The sequence below is a fragment of the Roseomonas aerilata DSM 19363 genome, from assembly GCF_000711725.1.
GTDB classification, from domain to species: Bacteria; Pseudomonadota; Alphaproteobacteria; order Acetobacterales; family Acetobacteraceae; genus Roseomonas; species Roseomonas aerilata.
The window spans coordinates 200,541-225,820 of sequence record NZ_JONP01000009.1 but is presented as its reverse complement, the minus strand read 5'-3'; the positions used below and the strand labels follow the sequence as shown (position 1 = coordinate 225,820).

At 73.1% G+C, this 25,280-nt stretch carries 16 protein-coding genes; 12 read left to right on the top strand and 4 right to left on the bottom strand.

Translation table 11 applies throughout. The annotated features are described in order from the left end of the window. Positions 1–234: 234 nt before the first annotated feature. The 4 genes from BO39_RS13035 (at position 235) to BO39_RS29905 (ending at position 6,068) form a co-directional block, all read left to right on the top strand. On the top strand, positions 235–1,359 hold the full coding sequence (locus BO39_RS13035; RefSeq protein WP_084698083.1) for an NAD-dependent epimerase/dehydratase family protein: 1,125 nt from the start codon (positions 235–237) through the stop codon (positions 1,357–1,359). Between the two features lie 208 nt (positions 1,360–1,567). Continuing rightward, positions 1,568–3,502, top strand: a complete 1,935-nt coding sequence (gene asnB / locus BO39_RS13030) for an asparagine synthase (glutamine-hydrolyzing) (protein WP_043833801.1) — start codon at positions 1,568–1,570, stop codon at positions 3,500–3,502. Further along, entirely contained in the window at positions 3,499–5,043 is a 1,545-nt protein-coding gene (locus tag BO39_RS13025) for an oligosaccharide flippase family protein (protein WP_052402035.1), read from the top strand. The genes asnB and BO39_RS13025 overlap by 4 nt, the downstream gene beginning before the upstream one ends. Further along, positions 5,043–6,068, top strand: a complete 1,026-nt coding sequence (locus BO39_RS29905; protein WP_052402034.1) for a glycosyltransferase family A protein — start codon at positions 5,043–5,045, stop codon at positions 6,066–6,068. The genes BO39_RS13025 and BO39_RS29905 overlap by 1 nt, the downstream gene beginning before the upstream one ends. Before the next feature lie 14 nt (positions 6,069–6,082). On the opposite strand, the gene BO39_RS13015 is transcribed toward BO39_RS29905, so the two are convergent. Continuing rightward, positions 6,083–7,165, bottom strand: a complete 1,083-nt coding sequence (locus tag BO39_RS13015) for a GNAT family N-acetyltransferase (RefSeq protein ID WP_052402033.1) — start codon at positions 7,163–7,165, stop codon at positions 6,083–6,085. Between the two features lie 83 nt (positions 7,166–7,248). Here BO39_RS13015 and BO39_RS29900 point away from each other — a divergent pair, with 83 nt between their 5' ends. Genes BO39_RS29900 through BO39_RS12990 form a run of 5 tightly spaced genes read left to right on the top strand, consistent with a single transcriptional unit; the run spans position 7,249 to position 13,812 of the window. Beyond that, the gene (locus tag BO39_RS29900; protein WP_052402032.1) at positions 7,249–9,570 is read left to right on the top strand and encodes a glycosyltransferase; all 2,322 of its coding nucleotides are present in this window, start codon (positions 7,249–7,251) and stop codon (positions 9,568–9,570) included. A 37-nt stretch (positions 9,571–9,607) separates the two neighbouring features. Then, entirely contained in the window at positions 9,608–10,336 is a 729-nt protein-coding gene (locus tag BO39_RS13005) for a YdcF family protein (RefSeq protein ID WP_043833799.1), read from the top strand. Further along, a complete protein-coding gene (locus tag BO39_RS29895; RefSeq protein ID WP_052402031.1) occupies positions 10,320–11,489 on the top strand; it encodes a GNAT family N-acetyltransferase in 1,170 nt (389 codons plus the stop codon). The genes BO39_RS13005 and BO39_RS29895 overlap by 17 nt, the downstream gene beginning before the upstream one ends. Next, the gene (locus tag BO39_RS12995; protein WP_043833928.1) at positions 11,486–12,661 is read left to right on the top strand and encodes a glycosyltransferase family 4 protein; all 1,176 of its coding nucleotides are present in this window, start codon (positions 11,486–11,488) and stop codon (positions 12,659–12,661) included. The genes BO39_RS29895 and BO39_RS12995 overlap by 4 nt, the downstream gene beginning before the upstream one ends. Next, the gene (locus BO39_RS12990; RefSeq protein ID WP_052402030.1) at positions 12,658–13,812 is read left to right on the top strand and encodes a glycosyltransferase family 4 protein; all 1,155 of its coding nucleotides are present in this window, start codon (positions 12,658–12,660) and stop codon (positions 13,810–13,812) included. Before BO39_RS12995 ends, BO39_RS12990 begins: the two co-directional genes overlap by 4 nt. 100 nt (positions 13,813–13,912) lie before the next feature. On the opposite strand, the gene BO39_RS12985 is transcribed toward BO39_RS12990, so the two are convergent. After that, positions 13,913–14,716, bottom strand: coding sequence for a PEP-CTERM sorting domain-containing protein (locus BO39_RS12985; protein ID WP_211257443.1), 804 nt, complete (start codon positions 14,714–14,716; stop codon positions 13,913–13,915). Between the two features lie 499 nt (positions 14,717–15,215). Between BO39_RS12985 and BO39_RS12980 the strand changes: the two genes are divergently transcribed. Together BO39_RS12980 and BO39_RS34960 are read left to right on the top strand one after the other, a co-directional pair. Next, complete coding sequence (locus tag BO39_RS12980; RefSeq protein WP_043833795.1) at positions 15,216–16,496, top strand: metallophosphoesterase family protein; 1,281 nt, start codon at positions 15,216–15,218, stop codon at positions 16,494–16,496. Between the two features lie 10 nt (positions 16,497–16,506). Further along, positions 16,507–19,986, top strand: a complete 3,480-nt coding sequence (locus tag BO39_RS34960; RefSeq protein ID WP_043833793.1) for an AAA family ATPase — start codon at positions 16,507–16,509, stop codon at positions 19,984–19,986. 18 nt (positions 19,987–20,004) lie between these two features. Here the strand turns inward: BO39_RS34960 and BO39_RS12970 are convergent, their stop codons facing one another. Then, positions 20,005–20,988 carry a Bug family tripartite tricarboxylate transporter substrate binding protein gene (locus BO39_RS12970; protein WP_211257442.1) on the bottom strand — a complete coding sequence of 328 codons (984 nt, stop codon included), beginning with the start codon at positions 20,986–20,988 and terminating at the stop codon, positions 20,005–20,007. Beyond that, positions 20,985–21,803 carry a polysaccharide deacetylase family protein gene (locus tag BO39_RS12965; RefSeq protein ID WP_043833790.1) on the bottom strand — a complete coding sequence of 273 codons (819 nt, stop codon included), beginning with the start codon at positions 21,801–21,803 and terminating at the stop codon, positions 20,985–20,987. Before BO39_RS12965 ends, BO39_RS12970 begins: the two co-directional genes overlap by 4 nt. 184 nt (positions 21,804–21,987) lie before the next feature. On the opposite strand from BO39_RS12965, the gene BO39_RS12960 reads away from it, so the two are divergent. Next, entirely contained in the window at positions 21,988–25,278 is a 3,291-nt protein-coding gene (locus BO39_RS12960; RefSeq protein ID WP_052402029.1) for a DEAD/DEAH box helicase, read from the top strand. Positions 25,279–25,280: the final 2 nt, after the last annotated feature.

The window sequence follows — 25,280 nt, the reverse complement described above, 5'->3', positions numbered from 1 at the left end:
CTCGCCCTCTTCGGCATGGGCCTCCTCGGCATGGGCCTCGTCCGCAACCGCAAGCGCGGCTGAACGGGACGCTCCTGAAGGCCCGCGGGTCGGTTCTTCCGGTCCAGGGTAAGGCAGGTCAGGCCGGGCGCAGGCGCGCCCGGCCTGTTGCCCGTTGGCGGCCCCTGAACCCGGCGCCACGCCCTTCGCGGGTGCGGCGCGTTACCCTCTTCACCCTGTTGAAAGGATCAGTGCGTGGCGACCTATCTCCTAACCGGGGGCTGCGGCTTCATTGGCTCCCACCTCTCGGAGGCGCTGCTCGCCCGCGGCGACAAGGTGCGCGTGCTGGATGACCTCTCGACGGGCAAGCGCGAGAACCTCCCGCAAGGCGTGACCCTCATCGAGGCGGACGTGGCCGACGCCGCCGCCGTGCGCGCGGCGATGGAGGGCGTGGACGGGTGCTTCCACCTCGCCGCTATCGCCTCGGTCGAGCGCGGCGTGCGGGAGTTGCTGGCGACCCACCGCGTGAATCTTTCGGGCACGCTTGCGGTCTTCGACGCCGCCTCCCCTCGCCGCCTGCCGGTGGTCTATGCCTCCTCCGCCGCGGCCTATGGCGATGCCGGCCCGCTGCCTCTCGATGAGGCGACCTATCCGCGCCCGCTCTCGGCTTATGGCGCGGACAAGCTCGGCTGCGAGCAGCACGCGCGCGCCGCGGGCCAGGTGCATCGCCTGCCGACCTGCGGGCTGCGCTTCTTCAACGTCTTCGGCCCCCGGCAGGATCCAGCCTCGCCCTATTCCGGCGTGATCTCGATCTTCTGCAACCGCCTCTCCCGCGGGGAGCCGGTGGACCTCTACGGCGACGGCGAGCAGACCCGCGACTTCATCTTCGTCGCCGACGTCGTGGCGGCGCTGCTGGCCGCAATGGACAAGGCATCCCCGGAGGCGCCCGTGCTCAACGTCTGCACGGGCCGCCCCACCTCCGTCCGTGCCCTGGCGGAGACCATCGGCTCGATCCTCGGCATGGGGCCGGAGCTGCGCAACAAGCCGCCGCGGCTTGGCGAGATCCGCCACTCCCTCGGCAACCGTGCGCGGGCGGTGGAGACGCTTGGACTGGGCGAGCCGGTCGCGCTACGAGACGGGCTTGCGGCGACGCTCGAGTGGATGCGGACCGGCACGGTCCCGCCGCCCTATTTGAGCAGCCAGGCAACGAGCCAGGCGATGGCAGCCCAGAGCAGGACGGAAGCGCCGACGATGATGAGCGTGGCAAGTGGCCAGCCGAGCCGATCGACGGACATCGCCTCCCGGCCGACGATGTCGGCGGCGGACGGGACGCCTGGCACATCCTCCTCGGCGGCGACCGTTTTAGGCTTGGCTCCGTAGTGGACCTCCACCTGCGCTCTCCTTTTGGTGCCACGGCGATCGGCTCCGGCGGAACCGATCCTCAGAAGCATTCGCGGCAGTGCGCCCATCTAGGGTGGCTTGAACCCCTCTCGTCAATATTTCGCGAGCATGAACTCCGGAAAGGTCGGCCGGAAACCGTTTCGTTGTCGCCCCGTTACCACAGTTCGATCCATGAGGGGGTTTTCTGATGTGCGGGATCGTTGGCCTGTTCAGCCCGGGCTCGCGGGCTGTGCCCGCGGGCGCCGACCTGCGGCGCATGGCCGATGCCCTGCGCCACCGCGGCCCCGACGGCGCCGGCTACCATGAGGAGCCGGGGCTCGGCCTCGGCCACCGGCGCCTGGCCATCGTGGACCTCAGCGGCGGCGCGCAACCGATGGCCACCGCTGATGGCGGAGTGGTGATCTCCTTCAACGGGGAAATCTACAACCACCTCGCCCTGCGGCGGGAACTGGAGGCGGCCGGGCACCGCTTCCGCACCCACTCCGACACCGAGGCCATCCTGCATGCCTGGACGCAGTGGGGCGTCGGCTGCCTGGACCGCCTCGCCGGGATGTTCGCCTTCGCCCTCTGGGACCGTGCGCAGGGCACGCTGCTGCTCGCGCGCGACCAGCTCGGTGAGAAGCCGCTCTACTACCTGCAGCGCCCTTCCGGCGGGATGGCCTTCGCCTCGGAACTCGGCGCGCTGCTCACGCTGCCGGACGTGCGCCGGCGCCTCGACCCGACGGCGGTGGAGGACTTCCTCGCGCTCGGCTACGTGCCGGACCCGCACTCCATCTATCGTGACATCCTGAAGCTGCCACCCGGGCACTTCCTGCTGCTGAACCTCGACGCCCCGCCCTCGGCCCCGCTTCCTGCGCCCCGGGCATACTGGCGCGCGCCGACCTCGGTGCGGGCCGCGCCCGAGGAGGCCGCGGCCGGCCTCGGGGAGCGGCTGCGCGGCAGCGTGCGCGACCGGCTGATGTCCGACGTGCCGCTGGGCGCCTTCCTCTCCGGTGGCGTGGATTCCGGCACCATCGTCGCGCTGGCTGCGGAGGTCTCCTCGACCCCGCTCGCCACCTTCACCATGGGCTTCCCCGGCGCCAACGACGAGCGCCCGCGCGCGGCGCAGATCGCCGAGGCCCACGGCACCCGCCACCACGCCGAGACCGGCAGCGCCGACTACATCGAGGCGGCGCGGCGGCAGGCGGCCATCTTTGGCGAGCCCTTCGGCGACCACTCGGCCGTGCCGACGCTGGCCGTCTGCGCCATGGCCCGTCGCCACGTCACCGTCGCTCTCTCAGGCGATGGCGGTGACGAGGTCTTCGCGGGGTACCGGCGCTACCGCTTCCACACCCTGGCCGAGGCGGTGCGGAAGCTGCTGCCGGCCTCGCTTCGGCGCAGTGCGGTGGCGGGCCTCGCCCGTGCCTACCCGACCCTTGCCGGCGCCCCGCGCTGGCTGCGGGCGAAGAGCACGCTGACGGAGCTGAGCCTCGACAGCGCGATGGGGTACTATCGCACCGTTTGCAAGCTGCAGGATGAGCGGCGGCGTGGTCTGCTCTCGTCCTCGATGCGGAGCGCCCTTTCAGGCCATGATCCTTCCGAGCGTTTCGCGACCCTCATGGCCGAGTGCGACCCGGACGAGCCGCTGCTCCAGGCGCAATATGCGGATATCCACACCTACCTGCCCGGCGACATCCTGACGAAGGTGGACCGCACGAGCATGGCGGTCTCGCTCGAGGTGCGCCCGCCCCTTCTCGATCCCGGCGTGGTGGATTTCGGCCTCGGCCTTCCCGCCGGGATGAAGCTGCGCGGCGGCGTCGGCAAGCAGCTTCTGCGGGAGGTGGCGGGCTCGCTCCTGCCGCCGGCGGTGCTCTCGGCGCCGAAGCAGGGCTTCGCGGACCGCATCGGGGACCAGTTCCGCTCGCGGGCGCCGGAGGTCCGTGCCCGCCTCGGCGGCGAGGCGATGATGGATTCAGGCCTTTTTGACCGGGCGCAGCTCATCCGCCTCGTGGACGAGCACGCGGAGGGCCGCGCCGACCACTCCCAGGCCCTGTGGCAGCTTCTTGTCTTCGAGGGCTTCCTGGTCTCCGAGACGCCCGACCTGGACGGCATCCTGCCCGAGAGGGACGTGGTTGGGGCATGAACGGGGCGGCGCCCGGCCATGGCGGGAGCATTCTCGCCCGCACGGCGCGCGGCGCGGGCTGGGTCATCGCCTGGCGCGCGGCGACGCGGCTGCTTGGGCTTTGCAGCACGCTCATCCTCGTGCGGTTGCTGGCGCCCGCTGACTTCGGCCTCGTCTCCCTCGCGGCCGCGGTCGCGGCGACGCTCGACACGGCGCTGTCCTTCGGCGTGGAGGACCAGATCGTGCGCGCCCATTCGCCGGGGCGCGACCTCTACGACACAGCCTTTACGCTCAACCTCCTGCGCGCGGGCCTGCTTGCCCTGATCGTCGCGCTGGCGGCAGCGCCCGCCGCAGGGTTCGTCCATGATCCGCGGCTGGAAGGCGTGCTCCTCGCCCTCGCGGCCTCGGCGATGATCTCGGGGCTGGAGAACGTGGGCACAGCCGATTTCCGCCGGAACCTCGACTTCGCGAAGGAATTCCGCCTGATGCTGATGCCGCGTCTGCTCGGCATCGCCGTCACCATCGGCAGCGCCTTCGTGCTGCACAGCCACTGGGCGCTGGTGGCGGGCATTCTCGTGAATCGCACGGGCGTGATCGGCATGGGCTACGCGATGCACCCGTTCCGGCCACGCCTTTCACTCTCCGCCTGGCGGCAGCTGGCGGGTGTCTCATTCTGGAGCTGGGCGCTGGGTCTCGTCACGCTGCTGCGCGACCGTTCGGACAGCCTCGTGGTCGGGCGCAGCCTCGGCACCACGGGGAATGGGTTCTACGCCGTCGGCATCGAGGTCGCGGCATTGCCGGCCACCGAGATGGTGGACCCGCTCTGCCGCGCCTGCATGCCCGGCTTCGCCGAGGCTGCCCGCAGCGACGAGGGCGCGGCCGAGTCCTATCTCCGCATCATCGCAACGATGGCGCTGCTCACCCTGCCGGCGGGCATCGGCGTTTCGCTGATGGCGGGACCGGTGGTGGCGCTCGCCTTCGGACGGGAATGGCTCGCCGCGGTGCCGGTGGTGGCCATTGTGGGCGCGGCCTACTCGATCGTTCTCTTCGGCAATGTCAGCGGCGCGCTGCTGAACGCCCAGGCCTGGCTGAGCGGAATCTTTCGCCTCACCCTCGGCGCCGGGATCCTGCGCGCGCTGTTGCTCGTGCTCCTCGTGCCCCGCTTTGGCCTGACAGGCGCCGCGGTGGCGCTGAGCGTGTCGGTGGTGGCGGAGCAGTCGGTGCTGATCCTCTGCGCGATGCACCGGCTCGGCCTGCGGGCGGCGGATTTCCTCGCCGCTTCCTGGCGCCCGGCGATTGCCTGCGCGGCGATGGCGGCGGTGCTCTGGGCCGGCGGCTGGGGCTGGGCGGCAGCGCCCGAGAGCGCGTCGGCCGCCATACGGGAACTCGCCATCGGCGTGCCGCTCGGGGCGGCGGTCTATGCGGCCGTCCTGATGGGGCTGTGGTTCGCCTGCGGGGCGCCGCGCTCGGCGGAGGCGGACCTGCTAGGCTTTATCGGCCGCACCGGCCGCGCCGCACTCGGGCGAATCGCGATCGGGCTGCCGGCGGGGCGGGCTTCTTAATGGATACCGTGCCGCAGCGCGACCGGGGGGGCGTCGCCACCGCCGAGCAGGACCTGGCGCCCTGGAGCATCGCCGTCTTCGCGCGCAACGAGGCTTCATCGCTCGGGCGCTGCTTCGAGGCACTGGCCGCCGCCACTGCGGGGCTGCGCGCCGAGGTTTCGGTCGTGCTGAACGGCACGACGGACGGCTCGGACAGCGCGGCGCCGGCGCTCATGCAGGCCCTGGGCCTTCAGGGCCGCGTGTGGTCGATCCCGCACGCCGACAAGTCGAACGCCATCAACCAGTACCTGCGCCGCCTGCGCCCGCCGGCCGGGCTGCACGTCTTTGTGGATGCCTATGCGGCCGTGGCGCCCGACGCGCTGCGCCGGCTGGCCGCGCGTCTGGCGGCGGAACCGCTCGCCATGGCCGCCGCCGCCGTGCCGAGTGCCGGGCGCAGCGCGGCAGCGCTGAAGGCAGATATGCTGCGCTACCCCGGCCTGCACGGCTCCCTCTTCGCGCTGCGCGACGGATTCGTGCAGCGGCTCGTCGCCTCCGGGCTGCGGCTGCCGGTCGGGCTCTACCGGGGGGACGGACTGCTCGGATCCTTCGTCATGCACGACCTCGACGCGGCGGGCAGCCCCTGGCGCTCGCCCCTCGTCGCGGTGGTGCCGGAGGCTACCTGGACGCTCCGGCCGCTCCGGCCCTGGCACCCCGCGGACCTTCGGCGGCACTGGCGGCGGCTGGTTCAGCAGGGGCGCGGCCGGCTGGAGCGCGGCGCCATCCGCCACACGATCTATCCTGGCCCGGGCGGCCCCGGTGGCTTCGCGGCCCTGCCGGAGAATGCGGACCGCATGATCCTCGACTGGCTGTCCTCCACGCCGGACGCCGCACCGGACCCGCGGCGTGATCCCTTCGCCGCCCTGGCCCTGCGGCGCCTGCGTCGCGCGGTGCCGCCCGCCCCGGCCGCGCTCGAGCCGCGGCTCGTCGCAACGGTCGGGCAGGCTGGGGCGCCCGTGCCGGATGCCGCCACGGCGGTGCGGCCATGAGCGGCCGGACCGGATTATGGCGGGGGCTCGCTCCTCCCGCCCAGGGCCGCGCGAGCGCGGGCCACCAGCCCGGGCAGCGAGCGCGGGCGCAGGGCCTCCGCCCAGGCGAGCGTCACCGCATCCGTGGCGAGGCTCCGCTTGTAGCGGTCGTCACCGCCGAGGAAGTCGTAGGTGTCGTCGCCAGCCGCCAGCGCCCGCTCGATCGCGAGATGGTGGCAGGTGAGGCCCGGCTTCGCCTGCGGGTCGGGCAGCGCATAGTCGAAGCCGCTCTGATAGGCGCAGACATGCCCGCCGCGGCGGAAGTTGTAGAGGTAGCCGATCGTCCGCTCCCCGGCGGTGGCGCGCAGCAGGTCCACCTCCCCCCGCGGCACGCCGCGCGCAACCAGCGCCCGGTGGAAGCGGAGCATGAAGGGATCGGCGAAGGCGCCCCGCTGTCCGCGGGCCCGCCAGGCGGCGCCGTGGAGGTCCACCAGGGCGTCGAGCCAGGTCAGGGCCTCCGGAACCGTCTCCGCCCTCTCCAGGACGAGCGGCCCGGCCGCGGCGTAGCGGCGGGACGAGCGGCGGAGCTGCTGGCGGGTATTGGCGCTGAGGACCGAGAGGTAGCCACCCTCCGTGCGGCGGAGCGAGTCGAGGCGGATGAGGGGCGCGCGGCGCTCCTGCACCCGCGCCAGGACCGCACCCGATTCCTCCGCGGCGAGGAGGAGGGAAGGTTCCACCCCGCTCAGCCGCAGGCCCGCGACGCCGGGCGCGGCCAGGGCGGCCCGGATCATCGCGGCCTGTGTCGCCGCGCCCTCGCCCCTGGCAAGCAGGGGACCGTTGTGCTCCACGAAGGGCGCGTCGAGCACCCCATCCCCGGCCTCCGTCAGGGAGAGGCGGCGAAGAAGGGGACGGCCGTGGCGATTGAGCAGCGCGAGGCCGACGAGGCGCCCGCCCCGCTCCGCCCGCAGCAGGAAGGGGTCGGGGAAGCGCTCCTCCGCGAGGCAGCCCACCCAAGTCCAGCTGCGGAAGAAGGGGGCGGCCGCGCGCGACTCGAGCTGCCGCCAGAAGGATTCCACCCCCGCGAGGTCACCGGCCGGGGCCAGCGTGACCTCAAGCACCGAATGCGTTCCCGTCCCGTCCATGGTTGCCAGCGGACCACGGCGGCGCCCCGGCGAAAAGACGTTGCGCGGAGAAATCGTCGATGAGCCGTGTGCTCCATGTCCTGAAGTACTACCGCCCCGCCTTCACCGGCGAGGGCGTCTTCCTCGAGCGCTCCTCCGCCGTGATGCAGGAGGTGGCGCCCGACGTCGGGCATGACCTGCTGGTGACCCATACCCCGCGGCCGGAGGACCCGCACCAGGCCGCGGCCTGCTCCACGCTCGACCGGGTGGTCCACCTCGTCCGCGGCGAGCCCGGCACGATCCGGCGGGAGGTCGCCCTCGTCTGGTGGTTCCTGCGCAACCTCCGGCGCTACGACACCGTGCATTTCCGTACCCATGCGGACTGGTACTTCCTCAGCTACGCCATCGCGCGCCTTGCCGGCCGCCGACTCGTGCTCTCGGCCACGCTGGACGACAGCCTGCCGGTCCTGACCGGCCAGTACCGCCCCTCCCTCCGCGGGATCGCCGCGCGCGGCTTCCGGCTCTTCGACGCCTATGTCTCGATCAGCCCCAAGCTGATGAACGAGACCCTCTCCTCGGGCGCCGACCCGGCGCGCTGCTTCCTCGTGCCCTGCGGCGTCACGGTGCCCGAGCAGCCGCCCGGCACCGGGGTGCGCCTGCGCGAAAGCCTGGGTCTCTCGCCCGACGACCTCGTGCTGCTCTTCGTCGGCGGCCTCTGCCGGCGCAAGGATCCGATCTTCCTGATCGAGAACCTGCCTGCGGTGCTGGCGAGCGCGCCGCAGTCGAAGCTCGTGCTGCTCGGCCCGCCGCTCGAGCCCGACTACGTGGAGATGCTGCACGAGCGGGTCCGCGCCCTTGGCCTGGAAGGGCGCGTGATCTTCGCGGGGGAGCAGACCAACCCGCACCCCTATTTCGCCGCCGCCGACATCCTTGTCTTCGCCTCCCAGATGGAGGGCTTCGGCACCGTGGTGCCAGAGGCCATGGCGCATGGCCGCGCAGTGGTGGTGCGCCGCCTGCCCGGCGTGAACGACGACTTCGTGCTCGAGGGGGAGACCGGCAGCCTCTTCGACACGGCCGAGGAGTATGTGGCGGCGGTCCGCCCGCTCGCGACGGATCCCGCGTTGCGCGGGCGGATCGGCGCGGCCGGGCGGGCGCTGGTGCGCCGGCGCTTCGGAATGCGCACGGTGGCGCGGCGCTACCTCGACATCTACGGCGTTGGCGATGCGGCCACGCCGGAGGGGCGCGCCCGGACCATCCCGGCCCGCGCCATCGACCCGGAGGTTCCGGAGAAGGAGACGGGGCTCGGCGCCACCGGCTCCGTGCTCGACACCCGCTTCCACCTGCCCATTCCCTCGCCCGCCGGGGACCAGCCGCGGCTGGTGACGATGGTGGACGCGGAGGAAGCCTTCGACTGGTCGCGCCCCTTCTCGCGCGATTCCTCCGATGTCAGCTCCATGGGCGAGCAGTACCGCGCGCACCGCGTCTTCGAGCGCCACGGCGTGTCGCCGCTCTATCTCGCGGACTACCCGGTCGCGAACCAGGACGCGGGGCGCGGTCCGCTCCGCGAGTTCCTGCGGGACGGCGCCTGCGAGGTCGGCGCGCAGATGCACCCCTGGGTTACCCCGCCCTTCGAGGAACTGGTCTGCGACCACAACTCCTATGCCGGGAACCTGCCGCCCGCGCTGGAACTGGAGAAGGCCCGTCGGCTGACCGACATTCTGGAGAAGGCCTTCGGCGACCGGCCGCTGATTTACCGCACCGGCCGCTTCGGCGTGGGGCCGCGCACGGCGGACGTGCTGCGCCACCTCGGCTACCTCGCGGATACGAGCGTGACGCCGGGCTGGCAGCCGGACCGGCGCGGCCGCTGGGGCTATTGGGACGTCTCGCCCCGCCCCTACTGGTGCGACCGGGACCGGACGCTGATGGAGATCCCCGTCACCGGCGCCCTCGTCGGCCGGCTGGCGCGGCGACACGGCGCGCGGCTGGGCCCGCTGGCCTTCAGCCGCGCGGCGGGCCGGTTCGGCATGACCGGGGCGCTGGCACATCTCGGCCTGCTCGAGCGTATCCGCCTGACGCCCGAGGGCATGACGCTGGAGGAGGGCAAGCGGCTCGTGCGCGCCCTGCTGGCGGATGGGCACCGCACCTTCGTCCTCACCTACCACTCCCCCTCGCTCGCGCCCGGGAACACGCCCTATGTGCGGAGCACGGAGGACCGGGACCGCTTCCTCGACTGGCTGGACGGCTTCTACAGCTTCTTCCGGGAGGAGGTCGGAGGCCGCCCCGCCTCCTGGCGCGAGATCCGCGGCATCTCGCCCGCCCGCTCCCTCGCCGCCATGGCCAACCGCGGAACGGGCGCGCGGAGCGGCGCCGAGCCGGCGCTGGAACCGCCCTACCCCGCATGACCGCCGCACCCACGATGCGCGGAACAACGGCCCCGCCATGACAGCGCAGGCCGTGCTGACGGCTCTCCTGCTGCCGCCCCTGCTGCTCGTGCTGCTTGGGATGGCCGGAGCGGGCTTCGCCTCCCGCGGGGTTCGGGGCGGGCTGGCGCTCGCCCTGGTCGCGGGGGGCGCACAGTTCCTCTTCGCGACGCCCTTCGTGGCGGGGACGCTGCTCGCCTCGCTGGACCCCGCGCCGGCGGCGCCGCCGGCGGGCGCGCCCGGGGCCATCGTCGTGCTCGGTGGCGACGCGGCGCGGAGCGGAGCGGGCGGCGATGTCGGCCCGCTGACGCTCGAGCGGCTGCGCGCCGGAGCCGCCTTGCAGCGGCGGACCGGCCTGCCGCTGCTCGTCACGGGCGGGCCCAACTCCCCGGGGCTGGAGCCGCTCGCCCATTCCATGGCGCGCAGCCTGCGGGACGATTTCGGCATCCGCACGCGCTGGATGGAGCCGGCGGCCGGGGACACGCGTGACAATGCCGTGCTGAGCGCCGCCCTCCTGCGGCCGGAAGGCATTGGCACCGTCTTCCTGGTGACGCATGGCTGGCACATGGGGCGTGCGGTCGCGGCCTTCCGGCGCGCGGGCCTCGCGACCATCCCCGCCCCCGTGCGGCTCGACCGCGCGCCGGACGGGCGGCCGAGCGACTGGGTGCCGCGCCCCGACCACCTCGCCGAGAGCTGGTTCGCCATGCGGGAATGGGCGGGAAGGCTTGTCTATGCTCTTCGCGATTGAGGGCACGGGGATGCCGGCCGCGCCGCCTCCTTTTCCTGCGTGCAACGGACCGCCGGGACGCGCGGCTGCGCCGGCGCTACACGCGCTTGCGCCCGGCGAGGCGATGCCCGCCTGGTGCGACCGCCACCTGCCGCCCTCCCGGCGGGACGCGCTGGGCGGAAGAGCCTGGTACGACACGACCCTCGCTTCCGGCATGCCGGAGGGGGCGGAACCGCTGCTCGCCCTCTGCGCGGAGGAGACGGTGCTGATGCCGCTGATGCGCCTCGGCGGCGGGCGGCTGCAGAGCATGACCACGCCCTACAGCCTCTCCTGGCGCCCGCTGACGGCCGGAAGGATCGATGACGGGACGATGCGGGCGGCGGGGCGGGACCTCGGCCGGCTGCTGCGCGGCGGGCGGCCGGCCCTGCTCGACTGCCTCGCGCAGGAGGAGACGGGGCTGGAAGCCTTCATCGGCGGGCTGCGCGCGGCCGGCCTCGTGCCGCTGCGCTTCGCGCATTTCGGCAACTGGCACGAGGCCGTGGCGCCGGAGGATGGCTGGGACGGCTACCTCTCGGACCGCGCCTCGGCCTTGCAGTCCACCATCCGCCGCAAGACGCCGCGCTGCCTGAAGCGCGCCCGCTTCGAGTGGATCGTGGACCCCGGCCCGCGGCTGGAGGCGGGCATCGCCGCCTACGAGGCCGTGCGCGCGCGGAGCTGGAAGCCCTTCGAACCCTCGCCCGCCTTCGACGGCGCCCTCATGCGCGCCATGGCGGTGGAGGGCACGCTGCGGCTCGGCGTGCTGCGCCTGCGGGACGGGGACGTACCGGTCGCGGCGCAGTACTGGGCGGTTTCAGGCGGGCGCGCGGTGGTGCTGAAGCTCGCGCATGACGAGGCGCAGCGCGACCTCTCGCCGGGCACGGTGCTGACCGCGCTGATGATGGCGGATATCCTGGACGGGGACGGCACGGTGCACGAGGTCGATTTCGGCCGCGGCGACGATCCTTACAAGCGGCTCTGGGCCGGGCAGCGGCGGCAGCGGCTTGGGCTTCTGGTCGCCGATCCCCGGCACCCGGCGGGGGTGGCGGCTATCGGGCGCCACGCGGCGGGCTTGTTGCGGCGGACGGCGAGGCAATGGTGGGAGGCGCGGCCCTGGGGCCGGCGAGGCGAGGCATGAGAATTCTGTACAGCCACCGGATCGGCTCCCGGGACGGGCAGGGCGTGCATCTGGAGGAGATGGTCGCGGCCATGCGCGCCGAGGGGCACGAGGTGCGTCTCGTCGGCCCCTCCTTCTACGGCCAGGGCGGATGGGGCGGGGAGAGCCGCGCGGTGGGCCTCGCGCGCCGCCTGCTGCCGGGATGGGCGGCCGAGGGGGCGGAACTGGCTTATAACCTGCCCGCCTACCGCGCCCTCGCGCGCGCCGCCGCGGAGTTCCGGCCTGACGTGATCTACGAGCGGGCGAACCTCTTCTTCCTCGCCGGCGCCATGCTCGCGCGCCGGCTGCGCCTGCCCTATCTGCTGGAGGTGAACGCGCCGCTGGCCGACGAGCGCGCGCGGCACGGCAACCTCCGCCTCTCCCGCCTCGCCGCCGCCGCCGAGCGCCACACCTGGCGCGCCGCCGACCGCGTTCTGCCCGTGACCGAGGTGCTGGCCGACCGCATCGCGCGCGAGGGGGTACCGCGGGAGCGCATCACCGTGATTCCCAACGGGATCCAGCTCGCGCACTACCCTGAGCCGGAGCCGCGTCCGGAGGGCGGTCCGCTCACCCTCGGCTTCGTCGGCTTCGTGCGGGAGTGGCACGGGATGGACCGGGTGGTGGCCGCCATGGCCGCCTGGAAGGGCGAGCAGCAGCTCCGCCTTCGCGTGGTCGGCGACGGACCCGCGCGGCCGGGGCTGGAGGCGCAGGCCGCCTCGCTCGGCATCGCCGACCGCGTTTCGTTTGACGGGGTGGTGGACCACGAGGTCATCCCCGGCCTCGTCGCGGGCTTCGACATCGCGCTCCAACCGGCGGCGGTGGCCTATGCCTCGCCGCTGAAGGTCTTCGAGTACATGGCGGCCGGGCGCGCGATCGTGGCCCCTGACCAGCCGAACCTGCGGGAGGTGCTGGAGCACGAGCGCACCGCGCTGCTCTTCGACCCCGCGGACGAGGGCGCGATGTGGGGGGCGATCGCCCGCCTCGCCGCCGATCCCGCGCTCCGCGCGCGGCTCGGCGCCGCCGCGCGAGCGGAGGTGCTGCGGCGGGACCTCACCTGGACGGGCAACGCGCGCCGCGTCGTCTCGCTGGCCGAGGACCTGCGCCGACGCGGCACAGGCAGCGCGGGTCGCTTCGCTCCGGTCTCGGCCGCATGAGCGCTGCCGTGACCCTGCCGCAGGAGACGGCGGCGCGCCCAGTGCCCCTGCGACAGCCGCTGCTGCTGCATGTCTTCCCGACCTTCGCCGTGGGCGGGGCGCAGGTGCGCTTCTGCGCCATCGCCAACCGCTTCGGGCCGCGCTGGCGCCACGCCGTCGTCTCGCTGGACGGACGGGCGGACAGCACGGCGCGCCTCACCGCCGACGTGCCGCTGGAGATCGTTCCCTCCCCCTCCGCCAAGGGGTCGGGGCTGCGCGGCGCGGCGCGGATCGGCGCCCTGCTGCGGGAGATGCGGCCCGATGCGCTCGTGACGAGCAACTGGGGCAGCATGGACTGGGTGATGGCGCGCCTCCTCGCCCCCGGCATCCCGCACATCCACACGGAGGACGGCTTCGGGCCGGAGGAGAGCGCGGGGCAGATCCCCCGCCGGGTGCTCGCGCGCCGGCTGCTGCTGCGGCGGAGCACGGTGGTGCTGCCCTCCGAGACGCTGCTGCGCTCCGCCACGGGGATCTGGCGCCTCCCGACCCGGCGCCTGCACCATATTCCCAACGGGCTGGACCTGCGGCGCTTCCGGCCGGACGGTCCCGCCATCCTTCCGCCCGTCCCCGGAGAGGGACCGCTGATAGGGACGGTGGCGGCGCTGCGAGCGGAGAAGAACATCGCGCTTCTCCTCCGCGCCGCCGCGCTCCTGCTGCGGGAGGGCACGTCGCTCCGGCTCGCCGTGATCGGCGAGGGCGAGGAACGCCCGGCGCTGGAGGCACTGGCGCGGGAACTGGGCATCGGCGGCTCGGTGCTCTTCACGGGCGCGATCCCCGATCCGGCGGCGGCTTATCGGGCGCTGGACGTCTTCGCACTGTCATCCACGACGGAGCAGATGCCCTTCTCCATCCTCGAGGCCATGGCCACGGGTCTGCCGATCGCCTCCACGGATGTGGGAGATGTGCGGACGATGCTCGCACCGCCGAACCGGGCGCATCTTTCGCCCGCGAGGGGAACGGAGGCGGAGCTTGCGGCGGCGCTGCGCCCCCTGCTCGGCGATGCGGCGCTGCGGGAGCGGCTGGGCGCAGCCAACCGGGCGCGGGCCGAGGATTGCTACGACGAGGAGACGATGTTCCAGGCCTATGCAAGCCTGCTGGACCCGGGCGGGTAGCTTCTCCGGCCGCACCGCACCGGTACTTCGCGTCACACCAACAGAGTTGGTTGGCAGGGCGGTCGCGGCCGCCCTGCCTTTTGCGGATCAGCTCAAGCGGTCAGGCCGTCGGGCTTGCTCCGCGCCGCCGCCGCACGAGGCCGAGGCCAAGCATCCCGAGCCCATAAAGGGCGAACGAGGCAGGCTCGGGCACCGGGGTCGGGTCATTCCCCGGCAGAACGGAGCCAAATCCGTCGAGATATGCGTAACCCACATGTCCCGTCGGCTCGCAATCCGCCGCCAGGACGGACAGCGTGAAGTTGTGGCCGAGCAGCGAGGCATCGATGTTGATCTGCTCGATCTGCCAGCTGGCAGTATAAAACAGATCCCCGATGCTGCTGAACCTCGCATCGACACCGCCGCCGGTGGCGCCGGCGTCGTAGGTGCGTGTCACCAGGTCGGTTCCCGTGGTGTCGTCGCGCAGGGTAATCCGCAGCAGAGCGGATTCAGGCGCCGTGTGTCCGCCGTTTTCGAGCACCGCTTTCCACGCGAAGAAGATCGTCGGGTCGGTGTAGCCAACGACGCTTTGGCTGATGGCCGAGGCGTAGCCGCCCGAACTGGTGTTCTCCACCCGATAGGCATAGTTCCCGCTGTAGACCGTCGAGCCGAGTGCGGCCCCGACGTTGGGATCCACATAGCTTGAATTGATCACGGCTGAGCGGACGCCAGCGTCCTGGTTCAGGCTTCCACCGGGCAGCACGGCTGATGGAGTAAGAGAGGGATTGGAGGTGTTCCCGCGATAGCCGCCGCCGGTGATCCACCCAGAAGTGTTGCCGTCCTCGAACGAGCCGTTAACGAAGCCAGCCGCAGATGCGCCGGTAGCGGAAAGCGCCAGCGCCGAGAGCCCTAACAGGACATGTCTCATCTTTGGCAAGTGCATCCTCCTTATCTTGAGCGTGCGCGAAGTGGCGCACACGGCAGGAGAATTGCGAGTTGCATGCCACACGAAATATTTTTTCGAATCAATGATTTGATAAACCGATACGATGGTCTAACAAACTGCTGTAAACGGGTGCGACACGAACATACGAACAATACGTTACGATTCAGATACTTATGATACATTCCTGGGAAATTTAGCCTTCTCTGCTTTACGGGAGTTTCTCAATGTTTCCGTGTGTATCATAAGCAGTGCAAGCACCACGTGTGCTTCGCATAGACTGGAGTCATAGAATGCAACCCTCACGGGCGTAAAAAACTGCGACAGGCTATCATCTGAAGCCGGACAACCTTCCGCGTGGGGATCTGGCAAAATCGCCACGACCGAGCCCTGGCGTGTCGGCCACGAGACGGTAAACATCGGTTTGCTCCAGTCAGCCCGCCACGATGGGCGCCCTCCCTAGGCTCAGAACAGCAGGCGCGCCTTGAACAGCTTCCGCTTCCTCCACGCCGCCGACCTGCATCTCGACAGCCCGCTGCGCGGCCTCGGCGCCGACGCGCCGGCCGCCCGCATCCGCCGCGCGACGCGGGAGGCGCTGGACAACCTCGTGGACCTCGCCATCGCGGAGGAGGTGAACTTCGTGGTGGTCGCAGGCGACCTCTATGACGGCGACTGGCCGGACTTCCGCACGGGGCAGACCCTCGTGGCGGCCTTCGGGCGGCTGACCCGCGCTGGCATCCGCGTGGTGGCAATCCGCGGCAACCACGATGCGGAAAGCGTGCTGACGCGCAGCCTGCGCCTGCCGGACGGCGCCACCCTCCTGCGCGCGGACCGGCCGGACACGCTTGACTGGCCGGACCTCGCCGTTGTCCTCCACGGGCAGAGCTTCGAGACGCGGGAGGTGCAGAGCAACCTCGCCCAGGCCTATCCCGTGCCTGTGGCGAACCGCTTCAACATCGGCCTGCTGCACACGGCGGCGACGGGACGGCCGGGACACGCCTCCTATGCCCCCTGCACGGTCGAGCAGTTGGCGGCGCACGGCTACGACTACTGGGCGCTCGGCCACATCCACGCGCGGGAGGAGGTGCTGCGGGAGCCCTGGATCGTCTATCCCGGCAACCTCCAGGGGCGGCACGTGAACGAGCCCGGCAGCAAGGGGGCGAGTCTCGTCACCGTCCGGCACGGCCACGTCGTGGCGCTCGAGCACCGGCCGCTCGACGTGGTGCGCTGGGGCGCGCTGGTGGTGGACTGCGAGGGCGCGGCCGACGAGGAGGCGGTGCTGGAGCGCTGCCGACGCGCGATCGGCGCCGCCGTGGATGCGGGCGAGGGGCGGTTTCTCGCCCTGCGGATCCGGCTGGAGGGCCCCTGCCCCGCCCATACCGCCCTTGCCCGCGACCCGGCCTCGCTGCGCCAGAAGGTGATCGCGGCAGGGCTCGAGGTGGCGGAGGCCGGCAGCTTCTGGCTGCAGGAGGTGCGGACAGCGACGCGCGCCATGCTCGACCTCGACGCCCTCCGCGCCAGGGAGGACGCGGTCGGGCGCCTTGTCGGCGCGATCGAGGCGCTGGCAGCCGACCCCTCGGCGGCCGCGGCGCCGGTAGCCGCGGCGCAGGCCTATGCGAGCCACATGCTCGGCCGCGGCGCGGTGCGGCTGAGCCAGGCGCTGGGCCCGGATCACCCGGCGGTGCTGGCGGCCGAGGGAAGGCTGCCGCCGGAGCTTCTCCAGCGGGCGCGCGACCTGCTGCTCGCCCGGCTGGCCCAGGGCTGAGGCGCGCGGCATGCGCCTGACGAGCCTGACGCTCACCCGCTACGGCAGCTTCGCCGGCACGCGCCTCGACTTCGATCCGGCGCCCGGCCGGATCAACCTCGTGCTGGCGCCGAATGGGGCGGGCAAGTCCGTGCTCCGCCACGCCTTCGGGGAACTGCTGTTCGGCATCGGCGGGCAGACGCCGATGAGCTTCCGGCACGGCTACGGGGGGATGCAGCTCTCCGCCGCAGGGATCGGGCCGGACGGCGCGCCCTTTGCCTTCAACCGCCGCAAGGGGCTGAAGAACACGCTGACCGGGGCGGATGACGCGCCGCTCGACGCGGGCTGGATGGAGCGGCTGCTCGGCCGGGCGGATGCGAAGCTGCTCGCCCAGCTCTTCGCCCTCGACACGGAGCGGCTGCGCCAGGGCGGACGGGACCTTCTTAGTTCCGGCGGCGCGCTGGCCGATGCGCTGCTCGCGGCGGCGGGCGGGGTGCGGGAGGCCTCGGCGCTCCGGCGCAACCTGGAGGAGGAGCGCGATCGTCTCGCGCCCACCCGCAAGACGGCGCAGCGACCCTTCTACATCGCGCTCGAGCGTTGGTCCGAGAGCCGGCGGCAACTCAACGGCAGCCTCGTGCGGCCGCAGCAATGGGAGGAGCGCGAGCGCGCCTTGCGCGAGGCCGTGTCACGACGGGATGGGGCCAACCGTCAGGCCACCGAGGCGGCGTCGCAACTTCGCCGGCTTGAGCGCGTGCGCCGCGTCCGCCCCATGCTCGCACGCCACGAGACCGCGCGCCTGTGGCTGGCTGGAAATACCGGAGCGCCGCGCTTGCCGGCAGCGCTCGGTGAGCGACTGCCCGAGGCGCGCGGCACCGTCGCGCGGGCGGCGCACGCGCTGGAAGCGGGGCGCACTTTCCTCGCGCGGCTCGACGCCGATCTGGCGGCGATCGTGACCGATGACGGCCTGATCGCACAGGGGCCGGCGCTGGAAGCGCTGGCGGCGGCGGCCGCGCTGGCCACGCAGGCGCGGGAGGAGCTGCCGGAGGCCGAGGCCGCCCTCGTGACGCTGCGCGCGCGGGTGTCGGCGCTGGCCGGAACGCTCGGCGGCGGCGACGCGGATCCCTCGGTGCTGGTCCCCTCCCCCGCCCTCGCCACGGCGCTGCGGCGGCTGGCAGTGGAGCGGGCCGCCGCCGCCAGCGCCTCGGCCAGCCTGCCGCGCCGTCTGGCGGAGGGCAGCGCAAGGGTGGAGGAGGCCGAACGGGCGCTCGCCGCGTTGCCGCCCGCCGAGGATGCCGAGCGGATCGACGCGCTGCTCCGTGACATCCGGCGGGACGGCGATCCCGCCGCGCGGATTGCCACCGCGCGACGCGGGCTGGCAGAGGCGGAGGCGCGGCTCGGCGCCGCCCTCGCGCGCCTTCCCGCTGCGCTGGATGCCAGCCGGTCTGTTTCCTTGCCAGCGCTTGAGCGGCTCTGGGCCGCTCTGGAGGCGGCGGAGACTGCACTCGACCGACACGCGGAGGCGGTTAGCCGCGCGGACGCGGCGCTGGTCGCCGCGCGTGAGGAACGGGCCGTGCTGGAGGCGGCCGGCGTGCCGCCCACCCGCGCGGCCCTGGCTGAGGCCCGTGCGCACCGGGAGGCCGGCTGGGACCTCGTCTTCCGCCGCCTTCTCGGCCAGGGCCGGGAGGAGGAGGAACGCGCCTATGGTGGCGGCCGACCGCTCCCGCTGGCCTATGCGGAGGCCGTGGCCGGGGCCGACCGGCTGGCCGATGCCAGGCTCACCGATGCCGAACGGGCGGCGCGCGCGGAGGCACTGCTGCGGGAGGTGGCCGAGGGAGAAGCGGACCTCGCGGTCGTCGAGGCCGCCCGCGCGGCTGCCCGGTCGGCGCACCAGGCGGCCGGCGCGGCCTGGGCCGAGGCGGTCCGGCCGCTCGGCCTCGATGCCGGCGCCACGCTCGCAGAGGCGCAGCGGGCGCTCGCGGCGCGGGATGAGGCGATCCTGCTTCGGGAAGCCGTTGCGGCCGCCGCGGCAGTCCTCGCGGAGGCGGAGGAGCGGTCCGGGACAGAAGCGGCACGGCTGGCGGCGATGCTTGGCGCACCGCCGTCCCTCGGCCTCGCCACCCTTCTCGACCGGGCGGAGGAGGCGGTCCGGCGGCTGCGTGCGGCCGAAGGCGAGCGCCAGCGCGCCCAGGCCGCCGCCGCCGCGGCCCGGGATGAGCTCCGCCGTATGGCTGGGGAGCGCGCCGCGGCGTCCGAGGCCGAGGCGCGGTGGCGGGAGGAATGGGAGGCCGCGCTTGGTCGCCTCGGCGAGGCGCCGGGCTTGTCGCAGGAGGCAGTCGCCGATCGGCTCGCCCTGCGCGAGGAGTTGGGCGAGGCGCTGCGCGAGGCCGTGCGGATCGAGGCCGAAGCCGCGACCTGGCGTGCGGCGCTGGACCGTTTCGAGGGCGGTTACGCCGAGCTTTGCGCGACGCTCGGCCTACAGTCCGAACAGGATGCGGCCGCCGGGCTGCGCGAGCTGGACCGGCGACACCGGGCCGAGGCGGCGCGCGCCGAGACCCGCACGGCCCTGCTCGGCCAGCGGGAGACTCACGCGATGGCGTTGCGGAGCCAGGAGGCGGCGCTGGGTATGGCGGAGGCCGCGCTGCGCGAGGCGATCGCCGCGGTGGGTGCCACGACGGCGGAGGAGGCCGAGCGCCGCGTCGTCCTCGGCGCCGAGCGCGCGCGGCAGGAGGCGCTGCTGGCCGCGGCCGAGGCCGAGTTGATCGAGGCCGGCGACGGCTTGCCGCTCGATGCGCTCCGCGCCGAGGTGGCAGCCGTGCCGCCCGAGGGGCTCGACACCGCGCTGGAGGAGGCGCAGGCGGCCCAGTACCGCCACGCGGAGGAGGCCCAGGCGGCAGTGGCCGCGGCGACGGCGCTGGACCTGGAGATGCGGCAGCTCGCCGGCGATGACGTGGCGGTGCGCGCCGCCGCCGAGGAGGCCGCGGCCGCGAGCCTTCTCGGCCAAACGCTGGACGACGCGCTGCTGATGCAGGTCGCGGCCGGCCTGCTCGACGCTGCACTGGACGTGGTGCAGCAAGGCACGGACGACGTGCTGCTGCGCCGGATCGGCACGGCTTTCTCGGTGCTTACCAACGGCGACTACACCGGCGTGCAATCCCAGGAGGACGAGCGCGGCACGGCAAGGCTGACGCTGCGTTCCCGCGATTTCCCGGAGGAAGCGACGCCCGTCGAGGGCCTGTCGGAAGGCACCCGGGACGCGCTCTTCCTCGCGCTGCGGATGGTGGCGATCGAGGATCACGCGGCGAGCGGCACGGTGCTGCCGTTCCTGGGCGACGACATCCTGCAGAGCTTCGACGACCGACGCGCGGCGGCCGCCTTCCGCGCGCTTCTCGCACTCAGTCAAACGGCCCAGGTCGTCCTCCTGAGCCACCACGAGCACCTTCTGCCGGTGCTGCGGGCCGCGCTGCCGGAGGGCGCCTGCCACGTGCAACGCCTGGAGGCCGCGCCCACCTGAGCGCTGGCGTGCGGAGGGCTATTCGGGCTTCACGCCCGTCGCCTCGATCACGCGCGCGTATTTCGCCACCTCCCGCCCCACGAAGCCCGTGAATTCGGCGGGCGTGGTCTCCTGCACGTCGGAACCCTCCTGCACGAGGCGGCCGCGCATCTGCGGGTCGCGCAGGATGGTGTTCACCTCCGTGTTCAGCCGCTCGATGGCGGCCGGCGGCGTGCCGGCGGGCGCGAAGAGGCCGCCCCAGAGGCTGAAGTCGAAATCGGGGATGCCGCCCTCCGCCACCGTCGGCGTTTCCGGCGAGCCCGGGGTGCGGCGGGCGGTGGAGACGGCGAGGAGGCGGAGCTTGCCCTCCCGGACATGCGGGATCGCGGCCGGCATCCCCGAGAAGAAGAAGTCCACATGGCCGCCGAGCAGGTCCGTCAGCGCCGGGCCCGCACCCCGATAGGGCACGTGGACCATGCGCGTGCCCGTTCGCAGCGCCAGCGTCTCGGCCGCGAAGTGCCCGGGCGTGCCGGTGCCGGAGGAGGCGAAGGTCATCTGTCCCGGCCGTTCCCGCGCGGCCGCGACGAGATCGGCGACGGAGGCATAGGGCGTGGACGCGTTCACGACGAGCGCCAGCGCCGCGTTCCCGATCAGCGCGACGGGCGCGAGGTCCCGCGCCGGGTCGTAGGGAAGGTTGGGCACGAAGCTCTTGGCGATGGCGATCTCCGGCGCCTGGCCGAGCAGCAGCGTGTAGCCATCGGGCGCCGCACGGGCGACCGCCTGGGTGCCGATTGCGCCGGCCGCGCCCGAGCGGTTCTCCACGACGACGTTCACCCCGAGCGGCCCGCGCAGCCGCTCCGCCACGAGGCGCGCGAAGAGGTCGCCCGTGCCGCCGGCGGCGTAGGCGACGACGATCTGGATCGTGCGGTTCGGCCAGGCGGGCTGCGCGAGGGCGCCGGCCGGCAGGGCGGCGAGGCCTGCGGCGCGCAGCGCGTCGCGCCGGTTCAGGGGTGGGCGCATCATGCCGCTCTCTCCTTCTGCATCACCCATCGCGCGAGTTCGTCGTGCCGCGCGAACCAGACCCCCTCGTGGCCGCGAATGTGCTCGATGATCTTCGCGAGCACGGCGGCCATCGGCGGGCGCCCGCCGAAATGCGCGTGGACGGTGAGGTTCAGGATCTCCGGCCTCCCGGTCGCGTAAAGGAAGTCGAAGGTGTCGCGGTAGACGTCGAGGAAGTCTCGCGGGCTGCCGCGCATCACGCGGTTGTCGGTGAAGTCGCTGTGCATGAGCGCGACGATCCCGCCATGCGGCGTGTCTACGATGTAGGGCAGGTCGGTGTCGTTGTAGTCGCCGTGCCAGATCATCCCGGCCTCGGCCAGGAAGCCGGCGGTATGGGCGGTCGGCGTCATGCGCGGGCTGGCCCAGCCGGCGCAGGGCTCGCCGGTGGCCTCGGCGATGATGCCGGCGCAGCGGTGGATGAGCGAGCGTTCCTCCTCGGGGTCGAGATAGGGGAGGAAGACGTTCTGCGTGTAGGAGTGGCCGGCGATCTCGTGGCCGCCCGCGTGCAGCGCGCGCACGGCCTCCGGGTAGCGCTCGACGGCGCGGGCGTTGGTGGCGACCGTCGCCTTGATCCCCGCGCGATCCAGCATCTCGCCGAGGCGCCAGATGCCGGTGCGCCCGCCATACTCGGCCCAGGAAATGCCCTGGCGATCGGTCACGCCCTCGCGCAGCGCGCTCGCCATGGGGGAATAGGGCGGGGCCATGCCCTCGGGCCAGGTTTCGAACATGATGGTGACCATCACGGCCACCCGGGCGCCCTCTGGCCAGGCATCGATCATTCGCTCGTTTCCTCCGGGGCTCGGCGCCCCTTGCCGGCCTTGCCTGGCCGGTCATGCTGGGATGATGCGGCCGGTGTCGCGGGACGGCAACGGCCAGCTCGCCGGCGGGGCCGGAGGCGAATGTCCTGCCACCGAGAGCCGCCTACTGGCGTTCTATCGGACAGAACGTTGAGGAGAACGCGGCGTGCGACTGGTGGCGGAACCGGAAGGGCTGCTTGCGGCTCGTCTCGTGGAACTTGTGGCGGAGAGTGACGGCGCAATTCACATCGCCCGCAGCGAGGCACGGGCCGCCCGCCTCGCCGCCGCAGCCCGGGCGCTGGACCCCTCTCTCCGCGTCGTCCTGCTGCCAGCCTGGGACTGCCTGCCCTATGACCGGGCCTCCCCCTCCCGCGCGGTGATGGGCCAGCGGATGGCGGCGGTCCACGCCCTCTCCGCACGGGCGGGCGGCCGCATGCTGGTGGTCGCGAGCGTCGATGCCGCGGCCCAGCGCCTGTCGCCGCCCGAGGCCTGGGCCGCGCTCTCCCTGCGGGTCGGCGAGGCGCTCGACCCCGCGCTCGCCGAGGCCTTCCTCGAACGCCTCGGCTACGTCTTCGACGAGCGCGTGGACGAGCCGGGCGAGGCGGCGCTGCACGGCGCAGTGCTCGATGTCTATCCTGCCGGCGAGGGCGCCCAGCCCTGCCGGATCGAGCACGAGGAGGGGCGCGTCACCTCGATCCGCCACTACGACCCCATTACCCAGCGCAGCCAGGTGGAGGCCGAGGCGGTGACGCTCGGCCCCGCCTCCGAGGTGGTGCTGCCCGAGGGATCGGAGGAGCGCCACGGCCAGGGGTTGGAGCACGCGCTGGCCGATTTCTGCCCGCGGCTGGTGACGCTTTTCGAGCTGCTGCCCGAGGTGCCCGTCCTGCTCGACCCCGAGGTGGAGGAGCTGCGCCCCCAGCGCGCGGCGGAGGTGGCGGACGCCTTCCGCTCCCGCCTGGCCCTCCTGCCGCCTGGCGAGGAGACGCGGCCGGTCTCGGAACCAGCCCGGCTCTACCTCGACGAGGCCGCCTGGGCCGCGGCCCTCTCCGGGCGGAAGGTGCTGCCGCTGGAGCCGCCGCCAGAGGAACCGGAGGGCGCCGCGCCGCGCTTCATCGGCACCCGCGACCCCGAGGAGGCCTTCCTCGACTTCCTGGAGGAGCGGCGGGAAGCGGGGCAGCGCGTGGCGCTGGCCGGGCGCGGCACGCGGGGCACCCGCGCCCTTCTCCGCCTCGCCCAGCAGCGGCTTGACCTGCGGGCGGAGCCGCTGGCGGGCTGGACGGCCCTGCGGGACGCGCCGCCCGGCACCTTCGGCGTGCTGGACGGGCTGCTGGAAGCGGGCTTCGAGGCCGACGGCGTCGTGGTGGTCACGCCCGGCGACGTGCGGCCGCCCGTCGCCCATGGCAGCGAGGCGGAGCGGCAGCGGATCCTCGCCCTTGCCGATCCCGGCCTTCAGCCGGGCGACGCGGTGATCCACCTCGACCATGGCCTCGGTGCGCTGCGCGGGGTGGAGGCCGTGACGGTTGGAGAAACGACGCTCGACTGCCTTCGCCTCGACTATGCGGGCGGCGCGACGCAGCTCGTGCCGCTGGACGAGATGGACCGCATCTGGCGCTACGGCGCGGAGGCCGAGGGCGTGACGCTGGACCGGCTTGGCGGCGAGAGCTGGCCGAAGCGGCGGGCCGAAGTGGAGGCGCAGGTGGCCGCGAGCGCGGAGGCGCTGGTCAGCATGGCGCGTGAGGCCGAGGCACGCACCGCGCCGGTGCTCCGGCGGCGCGGCGGCGCCTATGACCGCTTCGTCGCCCGCTTTCCCTTCGCGCTCACCACCGATCAGGCGGAGGCGATCGACGCCGTGCTGGCCGACCTCGCCTCCGGGCGCCCGATGGACCGGCTTGTCTGCGGCGATGTCGGCTTTGGGAAGACGGAAGTGGCCCTTCGCGCGGCGGCTGTCGCGGCGCTGGCGGGGGTGCAGGTGGCGGTGCTGGCGCCGACCACGGTCCTCGTCCGCCAGCACCTGAACACCTTCCGCCGCCGCTTCTCGGGGTTGAAGACGGGCGGGCGCGCGATCCGCATCGAGCAGCTCTCGCGCCTGTCCTCCGCGGCAGACGCGAAGGCGGTGAAGGAGAGGCTGGCGGAAGGCGAGATCAACATTGTCATCGGCACCCAGGCCCTGGCCGCCAAGGGCGTGCGCTTCAAGAATCTCGGCCTCGTTGTCATCGACGAGGAGCAACGCTTCGGCACCCGGCAAAAGGCGACCGTGCGCCGGCTGGCAGCGGAGACGCATGTCATGGCCATGACGGCGACACCCATCCCGCGCACGCTTCAATCGGCGCTCGTCGGGCTGCAGGCGCTCAGCGTGATCGCGACGCCGCCGGGGCGCCGCCAGCCGATCCGCACCGTGCACATGCCGCTCGATGACGCGGTGCTGCAATCGGCCCTCGCGCGCGAGAAGCGGCGCGGGGGGCAGAGCTTCGTCGTCCTCTCGCGGATCGAGGACCTGCCGGGCATGCGCGAGAGGATCGCCGGGCTGCTGCCGGAACTGGAGATGATCGAGGCGCATGGCGAGCTGCCGGTGGAGGAGGTGGACACCGCGCTGGTCCGCTTCGCCGACGGCGAGGGCGACGTGCTGCTCTCGACCAACATCGTGGAGACCGGGCTCGACGTGCCGCGGGCGAACACGATGATCGTGCACCGCGCGGATCGCTTCGGCCTCGGCCAGCTTCACCAGCTTCGCGGCCGGGTGGGGCGCGGGCGGGTGCGGGGCACGATCATCCTCATGACCGACCCCGAGGAGCCCCCCTCCCCGCTTACCGAGAAGCGGCTGCGCGCGCTGGAGGCCTTCGACCGCGTGGGCGCCGGCTTCGCCATCAGCGCGCAGGACATGGACCTGCGCGGCGCGGGCGACCTGCTGGGGGAGAGCCAGGCCGGGCACCTCAAGCTCATCGGCCTCGACCTCTATCAGCACCTGCTCGACCGCGCCCTGCACGCGGCGCGCAGAGAGGCGGTGGAGGAGGACTGGACGCCAGCCCTCTCGATCGCCGTCTCCGCTTGGATCCCGAAGGACTACGTGGAAGAGGAGGCGGGGCGCGTGGAACTGCACGCCCGGCTGGCGGCGATCCTGCGGCGAGGCGACGCGGCCGCGCTGGGGGATTTCGCGGAGGAGGTGGCGGACCGCTTCGGGGCCCCGCCCGAGCCCGTGGAGAACCTTCTCACCCTCGCCCGCCTCCGCCTGCGCTGCCGCGGGTACGGCATATCGAAGCTGGAGGTGGGGCCGAGTGCCGCGGCGGCGAGCTTTCGCGCCGAGCCGCCCGCCGCGCGCGCGCCGCTGGAGAGGCGGGGCGAGCGGATCGTCCTGCCCCGCCGCGCCGAAGGCGAGGAGGGATTGCTGGCGACGGCGGAAGCGCTGCTCGACCGGCTGCGCCAGCGCGGCCCGGCGCGGGGCGACCGGGCGGCCGCGTGAGC